Origin of the sequence: Neobacillus drentensis NBRC 102427 (assembly GCF_001591445.1) — a bacterium.
In the GTDB taxonomy this organism is placed as follows: Bacteria; Bacillota; Bacilli; order Bacillales; family Cytobacillaceae; genus Neobacillus; species Neobacillus drentensis.
In genome coordinates, this window is sequence record NZ_BCUX01000025.1 from 59,880 (window position 1) to 84,030 (window position 24,151).

The following is a 24,151-nucleotide window of genomic DNA, read 5'->3' on the forward strand; positions in this document are numbered from 1 at the left end:
AGAAAATATCAGGAAAATAATTAGTACATAAACCGGTTCATAAATCTGAGACGGTCAAATTTTTGGATAGTTTCCGTATCAATTCTATTACCCATCCTAGCCATGAGACAATTAGCAGGGTGGGAACAAATTTCAGGATCATCGGTTGCATACCACTCAAGGCCGCCCGCATTCATCATTTTCTCCATGATCTTTCTGTACTCCCACACATTTAGTTTGGTCCCCTTTAAATCCCAGTGCCAATAATACTCAGTGGTAATGGTAAGATAATCTTCCATCGCATCATCCATCATCGAGACAATTAATAGGTTTTTCCCTACAGCGCAACCTCTAAATTGGGGAATGACCTCGATGGCACCTAATTCGATTAAATTGTCCATTTTCCCTTCTGACCATCGTTCAAGCGGGTCGGGATATAGAAAAGTAGCATAACCAATAATGGTGTTTCGGTATCTAGCAATAATAATTCTGCCTTCGGGAAGCTCTGCAATTCCAACTAAAGCCTGATGCTGCTGCGCTGGCGGACGAAATGCAATGAGATCCTCGTGAAATTCGTAGCCGGCAAGCTTATCTGAAGTTATAGGCCCTTCAACAATTAAAGACCCATGAGGTGTTTTTAATTGTTTGGCATTGTATGTCTTTTTGTGTTCCATACGGTCACCTACCCTGGAAAAATGATTCCATTAATAATTCTATTATACATAAAATCTATTAGGGAAAAGTAACTTCACAAAATTTTCTGTCTTAAAGTAAATAATTATTGACTTTTTGTATATAAAAATCAAAAAATAAATATAGTACTATTTAAAAAATTGTGAATTGTTTATATTTGTACTATAATAACTTACAATAAGGCCAAAGGGGGAGCATTAATGAAAGTGGAAGCGTTGCCAGTTGTGCAAGGGGATCATAATCTAGGTAATTATCAAGAAATGTACAAGCAATTTGACTGGAAAGAAACTGAAAAAGAGTTTACATGGAGTGAAACAGGGCTTGTCAATATGGCATATGAGGCCATTGACCGTCATGCGAAAACCTTTCGTAAAAATAAAGTGGCTCTTTACTATCGTGATGGTTCGCGAAATGAGAAGTACACTTTTAAGGAAATGAAAGAGTTATCAAATAAAGCCGGAAATGTGTTAAAAACATACGGAGATGTAGAAAAAGGTGACCGTGTCTTTATTTTTATGCCGCGCTCTCCTGAACTTTACTTTACGGTTTTAGGTGCCATTAAGCTTGGGGCAATCGTTGGCCCTTTATTTGAAGCATTCATGGAAGGGGCTGTCAGGGACCGTCTGCAAGACAGTGAAGCGAAGGTTTTGGTTACGACACCTGAACTGTTAAACCGGATACCAATCCAAGAATTGCCTGCTCTGAAGCATATTTTCCTCATTGGAAGTAATGTGGATGAAAAAGGTCCATACATTGACTTCTTGAAAAAATTTGAAGGAGCAAGTAAGAATCTTCGCATTGAGTGGGTGGATAGAACGGACGGTCTAATCCTCCACTACACATCTGGTTCTACTGGTAAACCAAAAGGCGTTTTGCATGTACATAATGCAATGATCCAGCACTATCAAACAGCTAAATGGGTGCTTGATTTAAAAGAAGACGATGTGTACTGGTGTACTGCGGACCCAGGCTGGGTAACAGGGACCTCCTACGGCATCTTTGGACCATGGTTAACAGGAACCTCGAACGTGATTGTCGGAGGCCGCTTTAGTCCAGAATCATGGTACCAAATGATTGAAGACTTCGGGGTAACGGTATGGTACAGCGCTCCAACGGCATTTCGGATGCTGATGGGTGCAGGCGATGAATTGGTAAAGAAATTTGATTTAAGCAGCCTTCGCCATGTCCTTAGCGTGGGGGAACCATTGAACCCAGAGGTGGTTAAGTGGGGGGCAAAGGTATTCAATAAGCGGATTCATGATAACTGGTGGATGACAGAAACCGGTGCCCAGCTGATTAGTAACTATCCATGTATGGAGATCAAACCTGGTTCGATGGGTAAACCGATTCCAGGTGTAGAAGCAGCAATTGTTGACAATCAAGGGAATGAACTTCCACCATATCGGATGGGGAACCTTGCGATTAAAAAAGGCTGGCCTTCGATGATGCATACCATTTGGAATAACCCGGAGAAGTATGAATCTTACTTTATGCCAGGTGACTGGTACGTGTCAGGCGATTCTGCTTACATGGATGAAGATGGATATTTCTGGTTCCAAGGCCGTGTCGATGACGTCATTATGACCTCAGGCGAGCGCGTTGGACCGTTTGAAGTAGAAAGCAAGCTTGTCGAGCATCCTGCTGTTGCTGAAGCCGGTGTCATCGGCAAACCGGACCCGGTTCGCGGTGAAATCATTAAAGCATTCATTGCTCTCAGAGACGGCTATGAAGCAACAGACGAACTAAAAGAAGAAATCCGCCAATTTGTAAAAAGAGGTCTGGCCGCTCATGCAGCCCCACGTGAAATTGATTTCCGTGATAAACTGCCGAAGACAAGAAGCGGTAAGATTATGAGACGTGTGTTAAAGGCCTGGGAGCTTAATCTGCCAACAGGCGACCTTTCGACGATGGAAGATTAATTAGCACCGAAAAACCCGCACCGAAAATCGGTGCGGGTTTTAATATTTACTGTTGGGTTGATGGATCAGTTGGTTCAGTTGGTTCAGTTGGAACCTTAGGGTCGGTTGGTACTATTGGCTTAGTTGGATCTACAGGTGGTATTACTTTAACTCCTGCCTCCACCAGATTCGATGGGGCCGACTCTTTACCAGCAATATCAACTGCTGTTACATAAAAGGAACCAGTGCCAACTTTTAATGATCGTTTAGAACCATTGACTACACTGCCTACTTTTTTAGAGCTTACTCCGCCCTGATAGACTCGGTATCCAACAACATCATTATCACCCGATTTAGACCATGTTAAGGTATTGCCTTTTACTGTTAAGCTGACACGATCTGGGTTCTTCCCGTTATCATACATTTTTGCAGTTGAAACAAGAATTTTCCCCCAACGGTCCTTTTGTGGAATGAGTTGACTGTAATTATGGAAGTTACTGCCAACCATTCTTCTAATGAAATCAGGATTTAAGATAAGACCAAATTGGGCAAACTCTTTTGGGGTGGATTCCAGGGCTAAATATTTTTTGTCGCCCACCATAACAAATTTTCCTTCAATTAAGCTATCATCCACTTTAGTGGGTACATTATTGACATTAAAGTAATCACTTTCGATTAGGCCTGCTTTTGAACAAGCCGCCGAAGGAAGCATTCCAGAAACAGCACAAAAAGAGCGTCTGACAATTCCATTTGGCATTTTAAAAGACTTCTTAGGAGCAATTAAATCAGGTCTAATTTTATAAGCAGCGTTCATTAACTGAGCCCATAGAGTATTGGTCCGACTGCTATAGGACAATCCAGAGGTCTTGAGTGATTTTGGTGTATCATATCCTCTCCATAGGCCAAAGGTAACGTTAGGGTTGGAAGCAACAAACCAAGAGTCTATATATTGATTTCCTGTCCCCGTTTTCCCTGCCCAGTCAGCACTGAAATTTAGTTGATTTCTAACGCTTGCTGCCGTTCCCATAGTAATAACGTCTCGCATCATATCGATTGTTAAATAAGCTGTTTGCGGATTAAAGACTTTAACAGGTTTTACTTGGTGCTGATAGATGACCTTGCCGTTTTTATCAACAATTTTATCAATCATATAGGCATCAATAAATTTTCCATCATTAGCAAAGGTACTAAAAGCATTTGTATTTTCTTCAATCGTCACCCCATTCGTCATGGAGCCGATGGAAGTAGCTAGATTGGTATAATCGTCTTTAGTTAAAGAGGTAAATCCCATTTTTTCAAGATACTTGGCAGGTCGTTGATCCACAATACTTTTGTACAGTTTAACCGCTGGAACGTTATAGGATTTCGCCAGGGCATATCTTGCGGAAACCAATCCGCTGTACCGATAGTCATAGTTTTGCGGCCATGGATCACTTCTGCCGGGTGCTAGGGCTAACGCTACGTTTGGCAGCGGTGTTCCTGGAGCTGCTTTTCCTAACTCCATCGCTGGAGCGTAAATAAGAAGAGGTTTCATGGTAGAACCGTTTTGTCTGATTGCACTAGTTGCGTGATTTAGCTGTTGATCATTATAATTCCTTCCAGCCACAAAACTGATTATCTTTCCAGTCTTATTTTCGATTAGTTCAGCACCAACTTCAGCAGGCTCCATCACTGTTTTTATTTCTCCAGTTTCTGGATCCTTTTTTTCCTGAGGTTTATCAGGACCATAATATGGATATTTATCCTTAACCTTCTGCATCGCATCATATACCTTTTTGTCAATAGTTGAATGAATTTGATAGCCATTTTGACGCAGAGCATTACGTGCTAAAATATGATATTTATAGGTGAGATTATCATCGTTTTTCAAGTCCTTCTCTGATATCCCATCATTTTTTGCTAAGACAGTGGTTAGGACATCAATTGAACGCTTTTCGATTTCAACTGTTAACCAAGGGTATTTCTCAAGTGGGTTTGGAATCGGTTTAATAAAATCCTTTTTAATATCGTAGGCAGAGGCTTCTGCATATTGTTTTTCGGTAATATAGCCACCGTCAAACATTCTTTTTAGGACAGTTTTCATCCGCGAGAGACCCGGTTCAAGATTTTCAGGTTCTTTTATCGTACCCTCTCTTGTAAACGGGGTATAACCGAATGGGCTTTGCGGCAATCCGGCAATGAAGGCAGCTTGTGGAAGTGTTAAATCACTCGCCTTTTTACCGAAAATCCCTTTTGCAGCTGCTTGGACACCGGCAATGTTTCGCCCGGAGGAATTTCTTCCTAACGTAGACACGTTGAGATAAGCTTCAAGAATTTCTTTTTTATCAAAGAATTTCTCTAAACGAAGAGCAAGTAAGATTTCATTGGCTTTCCTTTGAAACGAGACCTCATTTGTTAAGATTTGGTTTTTTATTAACTGCTGTGTTAAGGTACTGCCGCCAGATTGAACCGCAGAGTTAGTTACTTCTTGGAAAACGGCTCGAAATACAGCTTTCGGGACAACACCCTTATGCTTATAGAAGTATTCGTCTTCGGTTGCAACTACGGCATTGACCAAATCATTCGATACATCGTCCAATTTTACTTCTTCCCGTTCTAAGTCGGTATGGAGTTTACCAAGATAAGTATTGTTTGCAAAATATAACTCAGATGTTTCTGTATAATTATAAATATCTTTTTTCATGCTATCATACGATCGGACAGGTTCATCTTTCACTAATGAGGCAAAATAACCTGCGCCCACACCAGTTGCAAATGATCCGCCTAGGATTCCGACAGTTAATACAAGTAGAAACAAGTTCCAAACGACTTGATATGTGATTCGTGCTCGTTTAACCGTTTTTTTATGGGTAAATATATTCAATACGGATTTTGCTTTTTCGATCCAGGCTTGTAATTTTTCAACCATCTATAGTATCACCTCTTCTAAAATCAAGTACATTATAGCATATCAAAGGTATAAAAACTGACAAAGTTCTACATTTATCTGAAATTTCCAGTTTTGTTGACAAGAAACTTAAATTATGATAAAAAAAGCTATACATTAATTTTATAATAAAGCTATGAAGGGAACCAACTGTAGTTCTTCTATCCCTGTTTCAAGAGAGTCAGCGGTGGTGCAAGCTGATACATATAGAAGAATGAATTACGTCCTTGAGCTTTCTCTGTGAAAATGGAATGGTGGTAGCAGAGAACGGTCTAAACCGTTAATTTATTTGAGTTGGAGGAATTTTCCTCAAGCTGGGTGGTACCGCGTAATTATACGTCCCTGCATTTTTTGCAGGGGCGTTTTTATTTTTTTACCAAAATTGGAGGGAATAGGAATGGATTTATTACAAGATTTAGCTTGGAGAGGAATTATCTACCAGCAAACCGATGAAGAAGGTTTAAAGGATTCATTAAACAAGGAACCAATCTCCTTATACTGCGGGGTCGACCCGACTGCGGATAGTATGCATATCGGCCACTTATTGCCGTTTTTAACGCTAAGGAGATTTCAACAGCATGGACACCGTCCGATTGTTTTAGTAGGCGGGGCAACAGGCTTGATTGGCGACCCAAGTGGAAAAAGTGAAGAACGGAAGCTGTTAACACTTGAAACCGTTCAAGATAACGTAGCAGGTATTAAGAAACAGTTGGAAACTATTTTCGAATTTGAAGGTGAAAATGGGGCAATCATGGTTAATAACTATGATTGGGCAGGCTCAATGGATATCGTTACTTTCTTGCGTGATATTGGTAAGCATATCGGTGTCAATTACATGCTGGCGAAGGATACGATTGCATCAAGGCTTGAGACGGGAATTTCATTTACTGAATTCACCTACACTATTCTTCAAGCGATGGATTTCCTTCATTTATATGAGCATCATAATTGTAAATTGCAAATTGGCGGCAGTGACCAGTGGGGGAACATCACTTCAGGGTTGGAATTAATTCGGAAGGTTCAACCAGAAGGTGCGAAGGCATATGGTTTAACAATCCCGCTTGTTACAAAAGCCGACGGTACAAAGTTTGGTAAAACGGAAAGTGGTGCAGTTTGGTTAGACCCGGAAAAAACAACTCCTTATGAGTTCTACCAGTTCTGGATTAATACCGCTGATGCTGATGTCGTTAAATACTTAAAGATTTTCACTTTCTTATCGCATGAGAAAATCGAACTTTTAGATAAAGCAGTTCAGGAAGAGCCGCATCTTCGTAAGGCTCAAAAGGTGTTAGCAGAAGAACTGACTCGTTTGATTCACGGTGAAGATTCCTTACAACAAGCTATTAAAATTTCGCAGGCGCTATTTAGCGGGGATGTAAGAAGTCTTTCTGCCGCAGAAATTGAGCAGGGCTTTAAAGATGTACCGGCTTACACTTCACAAAATGAGGAGAATTTGGTCGATCTTTTGGTTGCAGCGAAAATTTCTCCATCCAAGCGTCAGGCTCGTGAAGACATTGCTAATGGTGCTGTTACGGTTAATGGCGAAAAAATCACCGATGCAGCATATGCCTTAACGGGAACTGATCGGATTGACGGGCAGTTTACGATTATTAGACGAGGCAAAAAGAAATACACGTTAATAAAATATTAATATTGGGGGGCTTTGGAGATCAAAGCCCTTTTTTCTAATGCAAGGATATCCATGTAACAACGGGTTATTATATTTCGTCTAATATAAAAGGAACTAATAGGGGGGAATAGTTTGAAAATTTTTTTACACACCGTATTTATTATACTCATCGCTCTTGTTACCTTTTTCGGACTTGGTCCTGTTTTATTTGCAGATGGGATTTTACAAGAAAGACTATGGACAGCGGCAATCGTATTGGTTATTTATATAATCCTGGTGTTTTTATATCGAAAATTGATTCACTGGACCAATCGAAGATAATAAAAATCCTTCATCCATTTGGTGTCCTTAATCGAGTAATCACCAAAAGTAAAATAAGCGGAGATTTTCCGCTTAATCAAAGAAAAATCCCCCATTTTCGAATTTTTCAAATCAATAGGCGGAATCTCTCCGTCTATTTAAGCTCTTTTTAATCCTAATCACTAAATAAGCGGAATTTTTCCGCCTATTTATCACCTCAGGTGCTTAAAAATGTCAATCCCAGATGCACCTGAATAACGAGAAAAAACCCTCAAGCCATTTGGTATGAGGGTTTTGACCTTATTAACGTGAGTAGAACTCGACGATAAGTGTTTCGTTGATTTCAGCCGGTAATTCAGAGCGCTCTGGTAAGCGAGTGAAAGTACCTTCTAATTTGTCTGCATCAAATGTTAAGAAATCAGGAACGAAGTTATTAACTTCAATAGCTTCTTTCACAACATCAAGATTGCGTGATTTTTCACGAAGGCTGATTGTTTGACCAGCTTTCAAACGGTATGATGGAATATCTACACGAGCACCATCAACCATAATATGACCATGGTTTACTAATTGACGAGCTGCACGACGAGTGCGAGCAAGACCTAAACGGTAAACAACGTTGTCAAGACGTGATTCAAGAAGAATCATGAAGTTTTCACCGTGTACGCCGCCGATTTTGCCTGCTTTATCAAAAAGATTACGGAATTGACGCTCAGTTACGCCATACATATGACGAAGCTTTTGCTTCTCTTGTAATTGTAATCCGTATTCAGAAAGCTTTTTGCGTTGGTTTGGACCATGTTGTCCAGGAGCGTAAGGACGCTTTTCTAATTCTTTACCTGTGCCGCTTAGAGAGATTCCAAGACGACGGGAAATTTTCCAGCTAGAGCCAGTATAACGAGCCATGAATGACTCCTCCTTCGTGTTTTTATTTTGGTAAAATAAAAACCGTTATGAGACTCTTTGACAGCCATTTTATTTTCATGCACCTTCGCCCTAGCAGCTAAGGGTTACGAGATACACCATCGATAAATATGAGGAATAAAATGGGACTATTCAAAGTGAACATAATAGGCTGCATATATTTTACACAAGGAGTATTATATAATTTTTATACCAATAAAGTCAAGTATATTTTAAAGTAGTCGCAACATGTGAATTTTTTGTCGAAAAAATTATTTTATCAAAGTTAATAATTTATACAAATATATATCGCCAAAGTGTCTGAAGATTAACTATAATTAGGGTACAATGTATAAATTTGGAATTAGATCAGGTGGAGCCTATATGGATATTCTCGAATGTAATGATTTACACTTGCAAATTAATAGATATAAACAATTAATACAAATTATAGAAAAACTTCATTCGTATCTTGATGTAAATATCCTCTTGGGAGAATTCTGCTTAGCCCTGAAGGAAGTGTACCCTGACTTCTCATTTTCCTTATTGCTCTCACAGGATACTTATAGCCACAGTGACCTTCCCATTATAGATCTTGAATATGATAGTGAAAATATTGCTGCCATTAAAGCCTATGCAACTGGGAATCTTCAATTTGAATTTTCATCTTCTGACAAACATACTATTATTTATGCGCCATTAAAAGGAAAACAGGTTACTTATGGAGTATTGCAATTAATTGCAGTGGATACGACTGAATTCCCGGCAAATGAGATGGAGTTTCTTAGCTTATTTGCAGAATCTGCGGGAAGATCTATAGAAAATGCTCACCTTTATCAACAGTCAAAGCGAGAAATCGCCAATTTACAACTAATCAACGAAACTTCCCACTGTTTAAATTCCAACCTGCGTTTGGTTGATACGATGACATATATGTCAGAACAAATTATTACTTCTATTGATGCACAAGAAGTAGGCTTTTTCTTATTCTTAAATGAACATGCGAAAGTAAAAATACTCCCAGGCTCAACTCCATACTTTTACACTAAACAAGCCCAAATCTATATTGATTATATAAAGGAAAAAATCGAATTAGATAAAAATCCTTTATTTATTGGTGATAGCAATTTGCAAAATATTAAAAGCAAAACAAGCTTTCATTCGATTCTTGCAGTTCCGATGATTCAGAGTGAAAAATTAAAAGGTTTCTCCATAGTAATGCATAAAGAACCTTATTTCTTTTCCTTCGACACATTTAAGCTCCTGCAATCACTAATCCATCATTCGTCGCTTGCCCTAACCAATTCGATGCTTAGAGAAGAGTTAGAACAAATGGTTATTACAGACCACCTTACCAAGCTCCATTCCCGCAAATTTTTAGATGATAAGATTAAGTGGTCAATGAATGAGTCTGATGAGGGCTCCTTTATCCTAATTGATATCGATAATTTTAAAGACCTAAATGATACATACGGGCATCAGGTTGGAGATAAAGTTCTAGTACAGGTAGCAAACCTTATTAAACGTAACATTCGTGGCGAAGATATAGGGGCCCGTTGGGGTGGGGAAGAATTGGCCATTTATCTCCCAGGGGTACCTTTAGACAGAGGAGCAGCTATCGCTGAAAGATTAGTCAAAAGGGTATCTGAATGCTCTGATCCGCATATTACAGTGTCATGTGGTGTTTCCTATTGGAATAAGGAGCAGCTCGATGCCTATAATTACCTATTTAAACGAGCAGATGAAGCATTGTATATTGCAAAAGGGACAGGGAAGAACAAGGTGGTCATTCAAAAAGATAATATAAGAGTAAGTTAGGGGCTTCATTTAGGAGTGCCCTAACGATTTTTACCCAGCCGACATAATATAACAGATATTGAAAACGCTTTCATGTGAGAGGAGTTTAAAAATGAAAAATAAGAAATCACGGTTTGAAACGGAAGTTATACATTCAGGCTATAGTGCGGATGAACATCAAGGCAGTTTAGTTCCTCCGTTGTATCAAACATCCACTTTTACTTTTGCCAGCGCGGAACAAGGGGAAAGAAGATTTGCGGGGCAAGAAGAGGGATTTATTTATTCACGCTTGGGAAATCCAACGGTAAAAATACTGGAAGAACGGATGGCTGTCCTTGAACAAGGGGAGGCAGGTTTAGCCTTTTCGTCGGGAATGGCGGCGGTGAGTGCTGTGCTGGTAGCCTTAACAAAAGCAGGGGACCATATTCTATGTTCAAAAGGTGTGTACGGCTGTACCTTCGGATTATTGGAATTATTAAAAGAAAAATATGGAATAGAACATGATTTTTCAATTATGGATTCAACGGAAAGATTAGAAAGGGAGATTCGTCCAAATACAGCATGTATCTATATCGAAACGCCAATCAATCCGACCATGAAGCTTGTTGATCTGGAAATGGTAGCGAGGTTGGCCAATGAAAAAGGAATACCCGTCGTGGTTGATAACACGTTTTGTTCCCCCTATATTCAAACTCCTCTTACCCTCGGCTGCGATGTGGTTATTCATAGTGCAACAAAATATATCTGTGGACATGGGGATGTTATCGCGGGTCTCGTCATTGGTAAGAAGGAGTTTATTAGGCAGGTATCACGGACTACTCAAAAAGACATCGGCGGTATAATTTCTCCCTTTGATGCATGGCTGTTGCTAAGAGGAATTAAAACACTACCAGTGCGTATGGACCGCCATTGTGAAAATGCCCAAAAGCTATTTGAATTTATGAAAAGCCACCCGAAAATTGAAACGGTTTATTTCCCTGGAGACCCAGAACACCAAGATTATCCAATTGCGAGAAAGCAAATGAAACATTCAGGCGGGCTCATATCATTCACGATAACCGGAACCAAGGAATCGGCTCAACAGGTTATGAACCAATTACAATTAATAAAAATAGCAGTAAGTCTTGGTGACGCAGAAACATTAATACAGCACCCTGCTACGATGACCCATGCCGTCATTCCAGAGGAAGAACGGAGAAAAATGGGGATTGAAGATACATTGCTCCGGCTTTCTGTTGGACTAGAAGCATGGGAGGACATCCAAGCCGACCTTGAACAGGCACTGGAAAAGGTCTGAAAAAAGCCCCGAGAATTCTCGGGGCTTATCTAGAGATGTTCAACTAAAATAGCAACGAATTCTTCCAGTTTTTGCTGGTCCAGTGCATCAAATCGATTTTTTTCAGGTGAATCAATATCCAGAACCCCAAGCAGTTGTCCATCTTTCAGGAGAGGGATTACAATTTCGGATTGAGAGGCTGCATCACAAGCAATGTGGCCTGGGAATTGGTTAACATCTGCGACAAGAACGGTTTCTTTTTTCAAAGCGGACGTCCCGCATACACCTTTTCCTAAAGGAATACGGATACAGGCTGGGAGACCTTGGAATGGCCCTAAGACTAGTTGTTGATTCGAATCCATTAAATAAAATCCAACCCAGTTAATTCGGTCAAGAAACTGATTCAGCAGGGCACTTGCATTGCTGAGATTTGCTATCTGATTATTCTCATCATGAATAAAAGCATGGAGCTGTTTTTTAACCAGATTATAATTTTCTTCACGACTTCCCTTGTACATTTCGACGTTAAACATGGTGTTCCCCCTTCGTTTCAACAATTTATATAAGTATTTTATCAAATTTACATGAATATTAGGAGACTTTGTCGATAATTTCATAAAGGAATCTGTTGTGAAGCAAAGAATCATTAGGTAAGGGGATTTTTGGAGTAGACCAGAAAGGGGACAATATATGAAGAAAAACGCTAAGGAAGAAATTGTTAAGGCCGCGATCACATTATTTAAGTCCAATGGATACTCAGGAACATCAATTAGGGATATCGCCGGACTGGCAAAAGTAAATACGGCCACAATTGCCTACCACTTCGAAAATAAACCAGGTCTGCTAGAATATTGCTTTACAAATTTTTTTGAACAATATATTAGTAAAATGGAAGAAGCCTACGCATCGATAGATAAGGGAGCAAAGAATTGTTTAAAGCGAATGGTTGTTGATTTGCTTCATTATCAATGTGAAAATAGTAAATTGGCTAGTCTAGTTTATCGGGAGATGTCCATGGACTCGCAAATTGTCAGGGAAATTATGTCAACCTATTTACTTAAAGAAAAATACTATTTTCAATTAGTATTTGAGCGAGGTTTTGAATGGAATGAATTTCGCCCCCACTCCATTCCTTATTTAATTATTCAGTTAAAAGGATTATTGATGATGCCATTTATGAATACACATTATATGAGGGAAGTTTTATACGTATTTCCCAATGAGCCATTTTTCGAGCAAAAATACTTAAAGGATATTAATTTGTGGATTGATAAAACTTTATGTTCGGATGTCCCAATGAAAATGGGTGCAGTCATAAAATAGCGGCAATCGCTATTTTTTTATTTTACAAAAAAAAAGAAATTAATAGTCAAAAAATGTCGTTTACATGGTATCATAATAGCATTGAATAAAACATTAAGCGTTTTTTTTATAATAGATGCATATAATCTTTAATTTGAAAGAATGTTTTGGAAATAGGGGGCTTACTTGTGAAATATTTCATTGGATTTTTTATCCTATTACTAGCCTTATTTGTAATAGGGTATTTAATAAAGAAAAGGTACTTTAAGGAAATGGATCGATTGGAAGCGTGGAAAATCGATTTAATGAATCGTCCAGTACTGGATGAAATGTCAAAAGTGAAGCTACTCAATATGACAGGACAAACAGAAGAGCTTTTTGAACGTTGGCGAAATCAATGGGATGATGTGGTGACGGTACAACTTCCTGATTTAGAGGAAATGCTTTTTGATGCAGAAGAGTACATAGATCGGTACCGATTCAGTAAAGCAAAAGGTGTCCAGCAAGCAATTAATGCAAAGTTACAGGAAACTGAGGATCAAATAAATAGTATTTTAGAAGAGTTACATGAATTGGTAGGCAGCGAGGAAAAGAACAGAGTTGAAATAGAAGAATTAAAAGATCAGTATAGAGAATCAAAGAAAATGCTGCTTGCACATCGTCACAGTTTTGGCAATTCTGAAAAGAGTTTAGAGGAACAGCTTAACGGTGTGTCGCTAAAATTTCAAGAATTTGATGAAAAAACAGAGCATGGTAATTATCTTGAAGCCCGTGAAGTAGTTTTAATGATTCATAGTCAGCTTGGGATCATCAAAAAAGATATGGACTTGATTCCGCAATTACTAATTGAATGTCAATCACTTCTTCCAAATCAACTTTCTGATATTCTTGACGGCTATCGTGAAATGTCTGGTCAGGAATACTATTTAGAGCATATTAATGTTGAAAAAGAAATCGAGCGGTTAGAAGAAAAGCTGTCTGAGAATTTAGTGCTTATCGAAGCTGCCAAGATTGACGAAGCGGTCGATGGAATAAAAGAAGTAAAGGAAAGAATTGATGTCCTTTTCGATTTATTAGAAAAAGAAGTTCACGCCAAGCATTTCGTTTTAAAAAATGAAAAACTTGCAAGTGATCTTCTAGTCTCTGCCCAAGAGGAAAATAGTTATCTTTCTAGTGAAGTTATTCATGTTCAAGAAAGTTACCAGTTGTCGGAAGGTGACTTTGAAACGCAGCGACAATTGGAAAAAGAACTTTCCACAGTTTATAAGCATTTTGAGATTCTGATTGAAAAAGTAAAGATCAACGAAACCGCACAAACAGTGATTAGTGAAGAGTTGGCGCAAATTAAGGAACAATTGGATATCATCCGAGAAGGTCAACAAGATTTTGCCTTAAAACTTCAAGCCCTTAGGAAAGATGAATTTGAAGCAAGAGAAAAGCTTAAAGAACTTAGCAAAAAAGTTGGCGAGACGATGCGCCTCGTATCTAAGAGTAATGTCCCGGGCCTGCCGGAAGATTATAAGTATTTATTTGAGGATACCAATGACAGTCTACAAAATGTGAAGTACCAGCTTGAAGAAAAGCCGCTTAACATTTCTGCTTTAAATCAATATTTAGAAATTGCTATATTAACGGTGGAAAAGCTTTCTAATTCAACGATTGAGCTGCTAGAAAATGTAATGTTGGCGGAAAAGGCTATTCAATATGGGAATCGGTATAAAAGCCAATATCCTGCTGTTGCGAAGGGATTATCTGATGCAGAAATGGCATTTAGACACTATGAATATCAAGAGGCTTTAGAACAAGCTGCCTCAACACTTGATATTATTGACCCAGATGCATTAAAAAAAATAAAAGCCACATTTGTAATAGAATAAATAATAAAAAACCGATCTTTGCCATTTGGCTAAATCGGTTTTTTGTTATTCTTTTTTAATGGTTTATGATAACATTTAGTGTTGTAAGTGGACTGGTTCGGAAGTTCGGAGGAGAAAAAAATGATTTATTTTGATAATAGTGCAACAACAAAACCGTTTAAAGAGGTTTTAGATTCATTTGTTACGGTTTCTAGTGAATATTATGGGAACCCTTCCTCACTGCATAGTATGGGTGGGCAGGCTGAGAGGCTTCTATCCCAGGCGAGGGATCAAGTGAGCAAGCTCTTAACTGTGAAGCCATCTGAGATATATTTTACGTCCGGGGGCACGGAAGGTAATAATTTAGCTATAAAAGGATCTGCCTTATTGCATAAAAATAAAGGACGGCACCTGATTACATCAAGTGTTGAGCATCCGTCCGTTAAATCTGCGATGGAACAACTTGAACAAGAGGGCTATGAGATAACCTACTTGCCTGTTAATGAATTTGGAAGAATTAGTGTCGCTGATCTGGAAAAATCGATTCGAAAAGAAACGATATTAATTTCGATTATGATGGTGAATAATGAAGTAGGGACGATTCAGCCAATTAAAGAAATTGGAGACCTATTAAAAAAATATCCAACCATTTTATTTCATGTCGATGCCGTCCAGGGCATCGGAAAGATTCCCTTGCCTCTTAATAAATACAGAATTGATCTTTGTTCGATTTCCGGCCATAAATTTCATGGCTTAAAAGGCACGGGTGCCTTATTTATCCGGGAAGGTGTAAGGCTTGCTCCATTATTTTCGGGCGGCAATCAGGAACGGAAGATTCGAAGTGGTACAGAAAATGTCGCAGGTGCAGTCGCAATGGCGAAGGCACTTAGGATGACATTAACGAAAGCTGAAACAGGGTTAGAACGTATGAGAAATATCCGGAGCATGCTTCGGAAGGGATTAACTGACATAGATGGTGTTCAAATTCATACACCGATTGAAAATTCTGCCCCTCATATTTTAAATTTTTCAATAAAAGGAATTAAATCAGAAGTATTTATCCATTCACTGGAGCAGAAAGGTATTGTTGTTTCAACTACAAGTGCCTGTTCCTCAAAAAAGAAATCACCAAGTAAGACGCTACTTGAAATGGGTGTTCCCGAAACATTAGCCGAAAGTGCCATTAGGGTCAGTCTCTCATTTGAAAATAGTATGGAAGAGGCAAATACAGTGTTAGGTGCGATTAGAGAATCTGCAACCCAATTAAGGAAGGTTATGAAATAAATGGAATATGAACGAATACTTATACGCTATGGTGAAATATCGACAAAAGGGAGAAATCGCAATCAATTTGTTGAAAAGTTAAGAAAAAGTGTCAGAATCGCTCTGGCCCCTTTTCCAAACATTAAAGTTGAAGCAAGCCGTGACCGGATGTATGTTTTACTAAATGGTGAAAATTGTGAAGAAGTGATTGGGAAATTAAAGAGTATTTTTGGAATCCAATCTTTTAGCCCGGCTATAAAAGTGAAACGAGATATAGAGGTATTAAAGCAGTCCTCGCTAGAAATAGTGCGCTCTTTATTTAAGGAGGGTCAAACCTTCAAAATTACTCCTAAAAGATCTGATAAAACATTTAAGTTAGATACGGACGGAATTAATCAAACTATTGGCGGTCATTTACTGAAGAATATCCCAGGAATGAAAGTAAAGGTGAAAAATCCAGATATTAATTTACGGATTGAAGTGAGAAAGGAAGCCATTTACCTATCATGCGAAACCATCCAAGGTGCAGGCGGACTTCCGGTTGGTTCCGGCGGTAAAGCGATGCTCATGCTTTCAGGAGGGATTGACAGCCCAGTTGCCGGCTATATGGCAATGAAAAGGGGATTAGAAATTGAAGCTGTTCATTTTTTTAGTCCACCCTTTACTAGTGAAAGATCAAAAGAAAAGGTGATTGACCTTTCAAAAAAACTCTCTGAAATATACGGATCGATGACCCTGCACATTGTCCCGTTTACAGATATTCAACAAACAATAGCTGAGCAAATACCTGAAAATTATTCGATGACGTCTACACGAAGGATGATGCTTCGAATCACAGACGAAATTCGAAAAAAACACGAAGGTCTTGCGATTATTACCGGTGAAAGTGTCGGACAGGTTGCGAGTCAGACTTTAGAAAGTATGTTTGCAATCAATGAGGTAACGAATACACCAATTTTGCGGCCATTGATTACGATGGACAAGACAGATATTATTAGAATCGCACATGAAATTGATACACTTGAAATTTCGAACAGGCCATTTGAAGATTGCTGTACCATCTTTGTCCCGGCATCTCCAAAAACAAAACCGAAAAGGGAAAAGGTTCAGCATTACGAAAGTTTCTTTGATTTCGACCCGCTCATCCATGAAGCGGTACAAGAGACTGAGACCCTTGTTATTAAACCAGATAATAAACAGCACTCAGAATTTAGTGAATTGTTTTAAAAAGGTAAAATTCGAATATTTTGTGAACAATTACCAATTGGATTATAGAATGAAGTTTTTAAGTTCTACACATTCTATACTCACAAGGAGGTGATATCACATGGCAAGTAACAACAACTCAAATCAATTATTAGTTCCTGGTGTTGAACAGGCTCTAAGCCAAATGAAATATGAAATTGCTTCAGAATTTGGTGTAAATCTTGGTGCTGACACTACTTCACGTGCTAACGGATCTGTTGGTGGTGAAATCACAAAGCGTCTAGTAGCAATGGCTGAATCACAATTAGGCGGCGGATTCTCTCGCTAATAAAAAAATAAATACAATGGCTACAGAGAGCGTGAGGGTTTCCCTCCGCTCTCTTTTTCATGTGCTAGATAATGAAAACTATTATTTAATAAATAACAATTTTAAATTTTTAAATAATTTATTATAATTGGTATTGTGGGATAAGTTTAAAAAATGGTAAGGGGGAGAAGTATGAAGCGGGAAGATTTAATTGCACCAGAAAAGTATAATCTTGTATCTGAGATGGAGCGTTTTGCAAAAGATCCGAACAGAGTTGCCTTGAAGTGGGAAAATGAGGCAGGAGACACTAAACAGGTTACATATGAGCAATTAATGAAAAAGGTCAACCAAGCAGGGAACGTTTTTGCCAAGAAAGGTTTAACCAAGGGAGATGTAGTTCTTGTTATCATGCCGCGTCTAATTGAAGCATACGTTGTTTATTTAGCCGCATTAAAAGCAGGAATGGTTGTCATTCCAAGCTCTGAAATGTTAAAGGAAAAAGATCTGCGGTACCGGATTACACACGGTGATGTAAAAGGAATCATTAGTTATTATCCATACGTTGATCAATTTGAACATATCGCAACAGCTCAACCCCTGCTTAAATTTACAATTGGAGGCTCTGAAGAAGGCTGGATTCATTTAAACGAGGAGATGGCAACTGCATCTGAAAAATTAGTTCTGGCAGATACACTTAGAGACGATATGGCCTTTTTATCTTATACCTCTGGCACGACGGGGAATCCGAAAGGGGTTGTTCATACGCATGGCTGGGCATACGCTCATTTAAAAACAGCTGCTGCGAAGTGGCTTTGTATTGAAGACGGTGATACGGTCTGGGCAACTGCAGGTCCAGGCTGGCAAAAATGGATTTGGAGTCCGTTTTTATCTGTGCTAGGCTCAGGGGGAGCTGGCTTAGTCTATAATGGTAAATTTGATCCAAAAAAATATTTGAGTCTCCTTCAAAAATATAATGTGAATGTCCTTTGCTGTACACCGACTGAATATCGATTAATGGCGAAGGTAGATAATTTAGCGGATTATCAATTGCCACATCTTCATAGTGCGGTTTCAGCAGGTGAACCTTTAAATAGAGAAGTGATTGATACCTTTAGAAAGCATTTTAATATTGATGTCCGTGACGGTTACGGACAAACTGAAAATACCCTGCTGGTTGGGGTTACAAAAGGGATGGAATTGAAGTCTGGATCCATGGGCAAACCAACGCCGGGTAATAGGGTTGAAATTATTAACGAAGTTGGTCAGGTTTGTGCGGTCGGTGAAGTGGGCGATATTGCTGTTCATGTAGAAACTCCTGCGTTATTTAAAAATTATTACAAAGACCCGGAAAGAACAGCGATGCAGTTCCGCGGAGACTATTATGTAACGGGTGATAAGGCGAAAATGGATGAGGAGGGCTATTTCTGGTTTGAAGGCCGCGGGGATGATATTATCATTAGTTCCGGTTATACGATTGGACCCTTTGAAGTCGAGGATGCGCTTGTTAAACATCCATTCGTTAAGGAATGCGCTGTCGTCGCAAGTCCAGATGAAATCCGCGGCTTTATCGTCAAAGCATTTGTTGTGTTAAGAGAGGATGTTGATTCAACAAATCCAGAATTAACAAAACAATTACAGGAGCATGTGAAAACCCTTACAGCACCATATAAGTACCCAAGAAAGATCGAATATTTATCTGATCTGCCAAAAACAACCTCAGGGAAAATCCGTCGAATCGAACTACGAAACAAAGAACTAGAGGCCGCTAAACAAGTTTAGTTTGATATTGAAAGGAAGCAGGCGGAATACCGCTTGCTTTTTTTGAAACAAAAATCCCCTAAAGTTAAAGTTTCGAGTTATAATAAAGATTATTTCGAAACTAGAAAGAATAGGGGCTCGGGAGACATATGAAAAAGACAGAAACACAAAAAGGAGCCATTTATGCCGGCTTTTCATATTTGTTATGGGGATTATTGCCGATTTATTGGAAGCTTTTGGACCATGTTAATGCCAAGGAAATTTTAGCAAGTCGTGTGTTGTGGTCGTTTATTTTTATGGTTATCATACTTCTCCTCACAAGAAAATGGGGATTATTTCTCCAAACGGTTAAAGGATTTGCTAAAAATAAAAAACAAATGTACGCCTTGACGATTGCATCTTTACTAATCAGTGTGAATTGGTTCATTTATATCTGGGCGGTTAATAGTGGTCATATGATTGAAGCAAGTCTTGGTTACTATATTAATCCTTTAATAAGTATATTATTAGGAATGATTGTCCTAAAAGAAAAATTAAATGTATATCAATACATCTCATTCATCTTAGCAGCAATTGGCGTGTTAATAATCTCCATCTCACATGGACAGTTTCCGTGGATTGCAATCGCCTTGGCGCTTTCCTTTGGATTGTACGGCCTGGCGAAAAAATTGATAAATGTGAATTCGGAAGTTGGATTAACTTTAGAAACCCTTGTGGTTACACCTGTTGCAGCTATTTATATCGGCTACTTATTTTTAATTGACTCCCACTCCTTCTTATCTGATGGGGTCCAAACCGATCTGTTATTAATCGGTGCAGGAGCCGCAACAGCAGTACCTCTTCTATATTTTGCAAAGGGAGCAAAAAAAATTCCCTTATCGTTATTAGGGTTCCTGCAATATATTGCACCTACCTTGACCTTACTGCTTGGGGTTTTTGTTTATGATGAACATTTTTCAAAAATACAACTTCTATCGTTCATGTTTATTTGGTCAGCGTTAGTCATTTATTCATTATCAAAAACAAAGATATTATCACCACAGCTGTTCAATTTTCGGAAAGAAAAAAGCACAAGCATATAATGGAAAAAACCTTATCCGCTTCGATGGATAAGGTTTTACTATGTAGGGAAGATCCTTCTGTTTTCTTATAAAAAAGTCCGTTTTACTTTTTCCCAGAAGGAGTTGTCTTTTAGTTTGAGTGTTTTTAACTTTTTATCACTTATTTTTATGCTGATCGTCTCAACGTGACGAATGGATAATGCTTCATTATCCATACCCATGGTTGGATGATCATTACCTTCAGAAATTACTTTAAGTGTAAGTGTTCGATCACTTCCAACGATAAAGGAGGATCCTAGTGTCCGGTAACGATTTGTATTAACGGATGCTACCTCACTAACCTGCATGCAGGGAAGAAGCGGGTCAACAATCGATCCTTTTACCGATTTATTATAAGCAGTACTTCCAGTTGGTGTCGCAACAATGAGTCCATCTCCGCGGAAGGTCTCTAAATGAAGCTGGTTTATAAAAACATCGACCACAAGTGTCTTTATGATTGCAGAGCGGATGCTGAATTCATTTAAGCAAGTAAAAGTACCCTGCCCATCCACGGATACATCAATTAGCGGATAACGGCGGACTTTTAAATTCTCATTTGTAATAATGGCATCAATCATTTTTGAAGTATCGTTTATTCGGAAATCACAATACATACTCAGGGTATCCATTGTTGAGATTCCCATGTATAGACAATCATCACGGAAGCCAGTTTTCCTGACAGCTTGTAGAAATGTGCCGTCATCTCCAACACTGGCAATAATATTCGCGTCACGGTAATCTTTCACGATCGTAAATCCATATCGGTCAGCAATTTCAAAAAGAGGAGCCATTTTCAAAAGCATGTCTGCATCCCGTTTGTGATATAAGTATATATTGCGTCTGATCTCCAATTTATGTACCCCCTGTAAAGTATTGATATAATTATAACATTTTTACCCATCCCTAAAAAATCTTTTGGTAAAATAATGTTAGTCTGAAATTAGTTTAGCATTTTATTGAAACAATATAAAATGGGATGTAATTTTAGGTGAAAAGAAAAAGGGGGACTTACGAATATATGAATGGAAAACGTTGGGCGGCACTAGGGATTGCGGCAGCGTTATTTTTTGTATCTGTTGTGATTAATTTTTTATCGTCTTTTGCTTTTAAAGGTATTGAAACCAATTTTACTGACTTTATGGCAGCTGCTGACCAACCTTTTACAGAAGAGGTGGTGAAGGAAGGGAACGAATTAAAGAAAATTGTGATTCTCGATGTAAATGGGGTCATTCAAGACACGGGGGAAACCGGTTCTTTTCTGCAAAGTTCCGGCTACAATCATCAGGATTTTATGAAAAAGTTAAACTACATCAAAGAGGACGATTCTGTAAAAGGGATCATCATTAAAGTCAATTCACCAGGGGGCGGCGTGGTTGAAAGTGCAGAAATCCATGATAAACTAGCAGAAATTCAAAAGAAAAGTAAAAAACCAGTTTATATTTCAATGGGTTCAATGGCAGCGTCAGGAGGATATTATATTTCAACTGCTGCTAAAAGGATTTATGCCAGTCCTGAGACGATGACAGGCAGTCTTGGGGTGATTATGGAAGGGATCAATTATGAAGGACTTGCTGATAAGTATGGTGTCGACTTTGTCACGATAAAAAGTGGCAAGCATAAGGACATAATGAGCCCAACAAGAAAAATGACAGAAGAAGAACGGCAAATATTACAGTCAATGATCAATAACTCGTATCAAGGATTTGTTAAGGTGATTTCTGAGGGGCGTAACTTGCCAGTAAATCAGGTGAAAAAAATTGCTGACGGACGTGTTTACGATGGACGACAAGCGAAGGATTTGCATCTCATTGATGGTTTCGGTTACCTGGACGATGTAATAAATCTTATGAAAAAACAAGAGAAGTTAACAGGAGCACAAGTTGTTCGCTATTCAGATTCTCTTGGTTTGGGGTCCTTATTTACGATGCAGGCAAAGAAATTAATGGGTGAAAACGTTGAAATGGCTGGATTAATGCACATTCTTACTAAGCCAAATTCTCCGCGTCTCATGTACCTGTATGCAGAATAGGGGGAGATTAAATGGAAATGAATGAGTACCAAGAAATAGACAATGATAGAAATGAAAACTATGCAGTTCGCTATGCAGGCTTCTGGATGCGCTTTTGGGCATATCTGCTCGATCTAGTGGTTGTGGGGAGTATCGTTCGTCTGCTGATCGAACCAGTATTTCGACTCTTGGATATTCCTTTAGCAGAAGCTAATATGTTTGCGCCAGCATCAATCGCAGCGGCGGTAATTTTTTATTTATATTTCGTCCTGATGACAAAGTATTTTAATCAAACACTTGGGAAAATGGTATTTGGATTGAAGGTAGTTGATTTAAAAAGTGACCAATTAACTTGGGGAACGATTCTCTTTCGTGAATGGATTGGTCGATTTATATCGGTAACCGTTATCATCGGATATATCATTGTCGCCTTCTTACCTAAAAAACAGGGATTGCATGATCTCTTCACTGACACAACTGTCATTCATGTAGAACGGTGAGGATAAACCTATCAACATTTGTTGGTAGGTTTATTTTTTTATATAAAAGCAAATACTACCCGCTGAAAGGGTGTGATTGAAATTGTTTTGGGTGCTCCTGTTTTTGTCGATTCTCTTGCTCTTATTCATGCTCATTCTTTTTACTAAATTAACTATCCTAATAAATTATTATCATCATAATGACAATGATGATTTAAAAATAAAATTAAAGATTTGGTTTGGATTAATTAAATATACAATTAACGTCCCATTAATAAAAGTGGATGATAATTCTCCAAGCCTTGTTGTAAAAAGTAAAACCAAAATGGGCGATTCTTCAGAACAATCAACAAAAGAAGAGGCAAAACAAATTACAACGGAGGATGTTGATACTTATTTTACAAATGCTAAAAAATTACTGAATCATGTGATTGGACTACATCGGATCGTCAGGATGTTTTTTCGAAAGGTGACTATGAAAGGTTTGGAATGGGATACGATGATTGGATTAGGAGATGCAGCACACACTGGAACGATAACGGGAGCGATCTGGGCTTTTAAAGGAAGTATTATCGGTCTTATTAGTCATTATATAAAACTTAAAGAAATGCCGAAAATAACGGTGACCCCACACTTTCAAGCAGCTGTAATTCAAACAAAACTAACATGTATTATTCAGTTTCGGATCGGGTATGCTATTCTAGCAGGATTAAAACTGTTTAAATTCTGGAAGGGCGGGCTCCCGCACTTTAAAAAGAAAACAAATTTTGCAAATGATAAAACAAAATCCGTTTGAAAAAGGAGGAAATAGCCATGTCTGACCACCCAATTCAAGGTTTGATGACAACTGCAATGGAAAGCTTAAAAGAAATGATTGATGTGAATACGATCATTGGGGACCCTGTTGAAACCCCCGATGGCAGTGTAATCTTGACTGTCTCAAAAGTAGGCTTTGGATTTGCAGCAGGCGGCAGTGAATTTAAGCTCGAAGGGTCTCAAGGTCAAGGAAAAGGGGAAGGACAAAGTCAAAGTTCATCCCACCCATTTGGCGGCGGGAGCGGTGGCGGTGTTTCAATAACCCCTATTGCCTTTTTAATTGTCAACTCTCACGGAGTTAAAATGCTGCATTTAGATGAAAGTACTCACTTGTACGAGAAAATCTTAGAAGTTGCTCCACAAGCAATTGATAAAATTCAACAAATGTTCTCAAAAAAAGATCAAGGTCAACAGCAGCAAAGTAGCTTGCAAGGTTCTAAAAACGAGCATAAACCAAAAGAAGAGCTTGAATTATAGCGGAAAGGTTAATCTTCCAATCCTGTGGAAGGTTAACTTTTTTCATGTGATATCGGTTCAAAGAGCTAAATGATTGCAAATTATTTTTTGAAAAGATAGAATTTACACTGTACATATTTAGAGTGAAGCGGTTATTAACAATCGTCTGAGCTTGGATACGACAAAGGAGGATGTTTT

At 38.6% G+C, this 24,151-nt stretch carries 21 protein-coding genes and 1 other annotated feature; of the genes, 16 read left to right on the top strand and 5 right to left on the bottom strand.

Annotation, left to right across the window (positions count from 1 at the left end; all coding sequences use genetic code 11):
- Positions 1-20: 20 nt before the first annotated feature.
- Positions 21-653, bottom strand: a complete 633-nt coding sequence (locus BDR01S_RS13925) for a GNAT family N-acetyltransferase (RefSeq protein ID WP_066258185.1) — start codon at positions 651-653, stop codon at positions 21-23.
- Positions 654-872: 219 nt separating this feature from the next.
- Between BDR01S_RS13925 and acsA the strand changes: the two genes are divergently transcribed.
- Positions 873-2,591: an acetate--CoA ligase gene (gene acsA / locus BDR01S_RS13930; RefSeq protein ID WP_066258183.1), complete on the top strand. Its 1,719-nt coding sequence runs from the start codon at positions 873-875 to the stop codon at positions 2,589-2,591.
- A 46-nt stretch (positions 2,592-2,637) separates the two neighbouring features.
- On the opposite strand, the gene BDR01S_RS13935 is transcribed toward acsA, so the two are convergent.
- Positions 2,638-5,478, bottom strand: coding sequence for a transglycosylase domain-containing protein (locus BDR01S_RS13935; RefSeq protein WP_066258182.1), 2,841 nt, complete (start codon positions 5,476-5,478; stop codon positions 2,638-2,640).
- Positions 5,479-5,623: 145 nt separating this feature from the next.
- Positions 5,624-5,843 (top strand) — a binding site (T-box leader).
- Positions 5,844-5,893: 50 nt separating this feature from the next.
- Here BDR01S_RS13935 and tyrS point away from each other — a divergent pair.
- Together tyrS and BDR01S_RS13945 are read left to right on the top strand one after the other, a co-directional pair.
- Positions 5,894-7,147, top strand: coding sequence for a tyrosine--tRNA ligase (gene tyrS / locus BDR01S_RS13940; RefSeq protein ID WP_066258181.1), 1,254 nt, complete (start codon positions 5,894-5,896; stop codon positions 7,145-7,147).
- A 111-nt stretch (positions 7,148-7,258) separates the two neighbouring features.
- On the top strand, positions 7,259-7,447 hold the full coding sequence (locus BDR01S_RS13945) for a DUF6954 family protein (RefSeq protein ID WP_066258180.1): 189 nt from the start codon (positions 7,259-7,261) through the stop codon (positions 7,445-7,447).
- A gap of 282 nt (positions 7,448-7,729) precedes the next feature.
- On the opposite strand, the gene rpsD is transcribed toward BDR01S_RS13945, so the two are convergent.
- Entirely contained in the window at positions 7,730-8,332 is a 603-nt protein-coding gene (rpsD, locus tag BDR01S_RS13950) for a 30S ribosomal protein S4 (RefSeq protein ID WP_066258178.1), read from the bottom strand.
- Positions 8,333-8,713: 381 nt separating this feature from the next.
- Between rpsD and BDR01S_RS13955 the strand changes: the two genes are divergently transcribed.
- Together BDR01S_RS13955 and megL are read left to right on the top strand one after the other, a co-directional pair.
- The gene (locus BDR01S_RS13955) at positions 8,714-10,147 is read left to right on the top strand and encodes a sensor domain-containing diguanylate cyclase (RefSeq protein ID WP_066258177.1); all 1,434 of its coding nucleotides are present in this window, start codon (positions 8,714-8,716) and stop codon (positions 10,145-10,147) included.
- A gap of 91 nt (positions 10,148-10,238) precedes the next feature.
- Entirely contained in the window at positions 10,239-11,423 is a 1,185-nt protein-coding gene (gene megL / locus BDR01S_RS13960) for a methionine gamma-lyase (RefSeq protein WP_066258175.1), read from the top strand.
- A gap of 29 nt (positions 11,424-11,452) precedes the next feature.
- Here megL and msrC read toward each other — a convergent pair whose 3' ends face one another.
- On the bottom strand, positions 11,453-11,935 hold the full coding sequence (gene msrC / locus BDR01S_RS13965; RefSeq protein WP_066258173.1) for a free L-methionine (R)-S-oxide reductase MsrC: 483 nt from the start codon (positions 11,933-11,935) through the stop codon (positions 11,453-11,455).
- Between the two features lie 157 nt (positions 11,936-12,092).
- Here msrC and refZ point away from each other — a divergent pair, with 157 nt between their 5' ends.
- The 7 genes from refZ (at position 12,093) to rarD (ending at position 20,176) form a co-directional block, all read left to right on the top strand.
- Positions 12,093-12,725 carry a forespore capture DNA-binding protein RefZ gene (refZ, locus tag BDR01S_RS13970; protein WP_066258171.1) on the top strand — a complete coding sequence of 211 codons (633 nt, stop codon included), beginning with the start codon at positions 12,093-12,095 and terminating at the stop codon, positions 12,723-12,725.
- 167 nt (positions 12,726-12,892) lie between these two features.
- Positions 12,893-14,581 (top strand): septation ring formation regulator EzrA, encoded by a 1,689-nt coding sequence (gene ezrA, locus BDR01S_RS13975; protein ID WP_066258166.1) that lies wholly within the window; start codon positions 12,893-12,895, stop codon positions 14,579-14,581.
- Positions 14,582-14,701: 120 nt separating this feature from the next.
- Positions 14,702-15,844, top strand: coding sequence for a cysteine desulfurase family protein (locus BDR01S_RS13980; RefSeq protein ID WP_066258164.1), 1,143 nt, complete (start codon positions 14,702-14,704; stop codon positions 15,842-15,844).
- The gene (gene thiI, locus BDR01S_RS13985; RefSeq protein ID WP_066258163.1) at positions 15,845-17,050 is read left to right on the top strand and encodes a tRNA uracil 4-sulfurtransferase ThiI; all 1,206 of its coding nucleotides are present in this window, start codon (positions 15,845-15,847) and stop codon (positions 17,048-17,050) included. It begins immediately after the preceding gene.
- 100 nt (positions 17,051-17,150) lie between these two features.
- Positions 17,151-17,357: an alpha/beta-type small acid-soluble spore protein gene (locus BDR01S_RS13990; protein WP_066258162.1), complete on the top strand. Its 207-nt coding sequence runs from the start codon at positions 17,151-17,153 to the stop codon at positions 17,355-17,357.
- A 171-nt stretch (positions 17,358-17,528) separates the two neighbouring features.
- The gene (gene mbcS / locus BDR01S_RS13995; RefSeq protein ID WP_066258158.1) at positions 17,529-19,115 is read left to right on the top strand and encodes an acyl-CoA synthetase MbcS; all 1,587 of its coding nucleotides are present in this window, start codon (positions 17,529-17,531) and stop codon (positions 19,113-19,115) included.
- Between the two features lie 128 nt (positions 19,116-19,243).
- The gene (gene rarD, locus BDR01S_RS14000; RefSeq protein ID WP_066258157.1) at positions 19,244-20,176 is read left to right on the top strand and encodes an EamA family transporter RarD; all 933 of its coding nucleotides are present in this window, start codon (positions 19,244-19,246) and stop codon (positions 20,174-20,176) included.
- A 65-nt stretch (positions 20,177-20,241) separates the two neighbouring features.
- On the opposite strand, the gene BDR01S_RS14005 is transcribed toward rarD, so the two are convergent.
- Positions 20,242-21,045, bottom strand: a complete 804-nt coding sequence (locus BDR01S_RS14005; RefSeq protein ID WP_082797424.1) for an NAD kinase — start codon at positions 21,043-21,045, stop codon at positions 20,242-20,244.
- A 167-nt stretch (positions 21,046-21,212) separates the two neighbouring features.
- On the opposite strand from BDR01S_RS14005, the gene sppA reads away from it, so the two are divergent.
- The 4 genes from sppA to ytfJ all read left to right on the top strand — a co-directional run bounded on the left by sppA (position 21,213) and on the right by ytfJ (position 23,974).
- Positions 21,213-22,223: a signal peptide peptidase SppA gene (sppA, locus tag BDR01S_RS14010; RefSeq protein ID WP_066258154.1), complete on the top strand. Its 1,011-nt coding sequence runs from the start codon at positions 21,213-21,215 to the stop codon at positions 22,221-22,223.
- Between the two features lie 11 nt (positions 22,224-22,234).
- Entirely contained in the window at positions 22,235-22,702 is a 468-nt protein-coding gene (locus BDR01S_RS14015; protein ID WP_082797425.1) for an RDD family protein, read from the top strand.
- 103 nt (positions 22,703-22,805) lie between these two features.
- The gene (locus BDR01S_RS14020) at positions 22,806-23,477 is read left to right on the top strand and encodes a DUF2953 domain-containing protein (RefSeq protein WP_335582593.1); all 672 of its coding nucleotides are present in this window, start codon (positions 22,806-22,808) and stop codon (positions 23,475-23,477) included.
- A 17-nt stretch (positions 23,478-23,494) separates the two neighbouring features.
- Positions 23,495-23,974, top strand: coding sequence for a GerW family sporulation protein (ytfJ, locus tag BDR01S_RS14025; RefSeq protein ID WP_066258149.1), 480 nt, complete (start codon positions 23,495-23,497; stop codon positions 23,972-23,974).
- Positions 23,975-24,151 lie beyond the last annotated feature (177 nt).

Bases quoted from the DNA above. Each gene is read 5' to 3' on its own strand.
- thiI (WP_066258163.1), top strand. From the start codon at position 15,845: ATGGAATATGAACGAATACTTATACGCTATGGTGAAATATCGACAAAA.
- BDR01S_RS13990 (WP_066258162.1), top strand. From the start codon at position 17,151: ATGGCAAGTAACAACAACTCAAATCAATTATTAGTTCCTGGTGTTGAA.
- refZ (WP_066258171.1), top strand. From the start codon at position 12,093: ATGAAGAAAAACGCTAAGGAAGAAATTGTTAAGGCCGCGATCACATTA.
- mbcS (WP_066258158.1), top strand. From the start codon at position 17,529: ATGAAGCGGGAAGATTTAATTGCACCAGAAAAGTATAATCTTGTATCT.
- megL (WP_066258175.1), top strand. From the start codon at position 10,239: ATGAAAAATAAGAAATCACGGTTTGAAACGGAAGTTATACATTCAGGC.
- rpsD (WP_066258178.1), bottom strand. From the start codon at position 8,332: ATGGCTCGTTATACTGGCTCTAGCTGGAAAATTTCCCGTCGTCTTGGA.
- tyrS (WP_066258181.1), top strand. From the start codon at position 5,894: ATGGATTTATTACAAGATTTAGCTTGGAGAGGAATTATCTACCAGCAA.
- acsA (WP_066258183.1), top strand. From the start codon at position 873: ATGAAAGTGGAAGCGTTGCCAGTTGTGCAAGGGGATCATAATCTAGGT.
- msrC (WP_066258173.1), bottom strand. From the start codon at position 11,935: ATGTTTAACGTCGAAATGTACAAGGGAAGTCGTGAAGAAAATTATAAT.
- BDR01S_RS13925 (WP_066258185.1), bottom strand. From the start codon at position 653: ATGGAACACAAAAAGACATACAATGCCAAACAATTAAAAACACCTCAT.
- ytfJ (WP_066258149.1), top strand. From the start codon at position 23,495: ATGTCTGACCACCCAATTCAAGGTTTGATGACAACTGCAATGGAAAGC.
- sppA (WP_066258154.1), top strand. From the start codon at position 21,213: ATGAATGGAAAACGTTGGGCGGCACTAGGGATTGCGGCAGCGTTATTT.
- rarD (WP_066258157.1), top strand. From the start codon at position 19,244: ATGAAAAAGACAGAAACACAAAAAGGAGCCATTTATGCCGGCTTTTCA.
- BDR01S_RS13935 (WP_066258182.1), bottom strand. From the start codon at position 5,478: ATGGTTGAAAAATTACAAGCCTGGATCGAAAAAGCAAAATCCGTATTG.
- BDR01S_RS14015 (WP_082797425.1), top strand. From the start codon at position 22,235: ATGGAAATGAATGAGTACCAAGAAATAGACAATGATAGAAATGAAAAC.
- BDR01S_RS13955 (WP_066258177.1), top strand. From the start codon at position 8,714: ATGGATATTCTCGAATGTAATGATTTACACTTGCAAATTAATAGATAT.
- BDR01S_RS13980 (WP_066258164.1), top strand. From the start codon at position 14,702: ATGATTTATTTTGATAATAGTGCAACAACAAAACCGTTTAAAGAGGTT.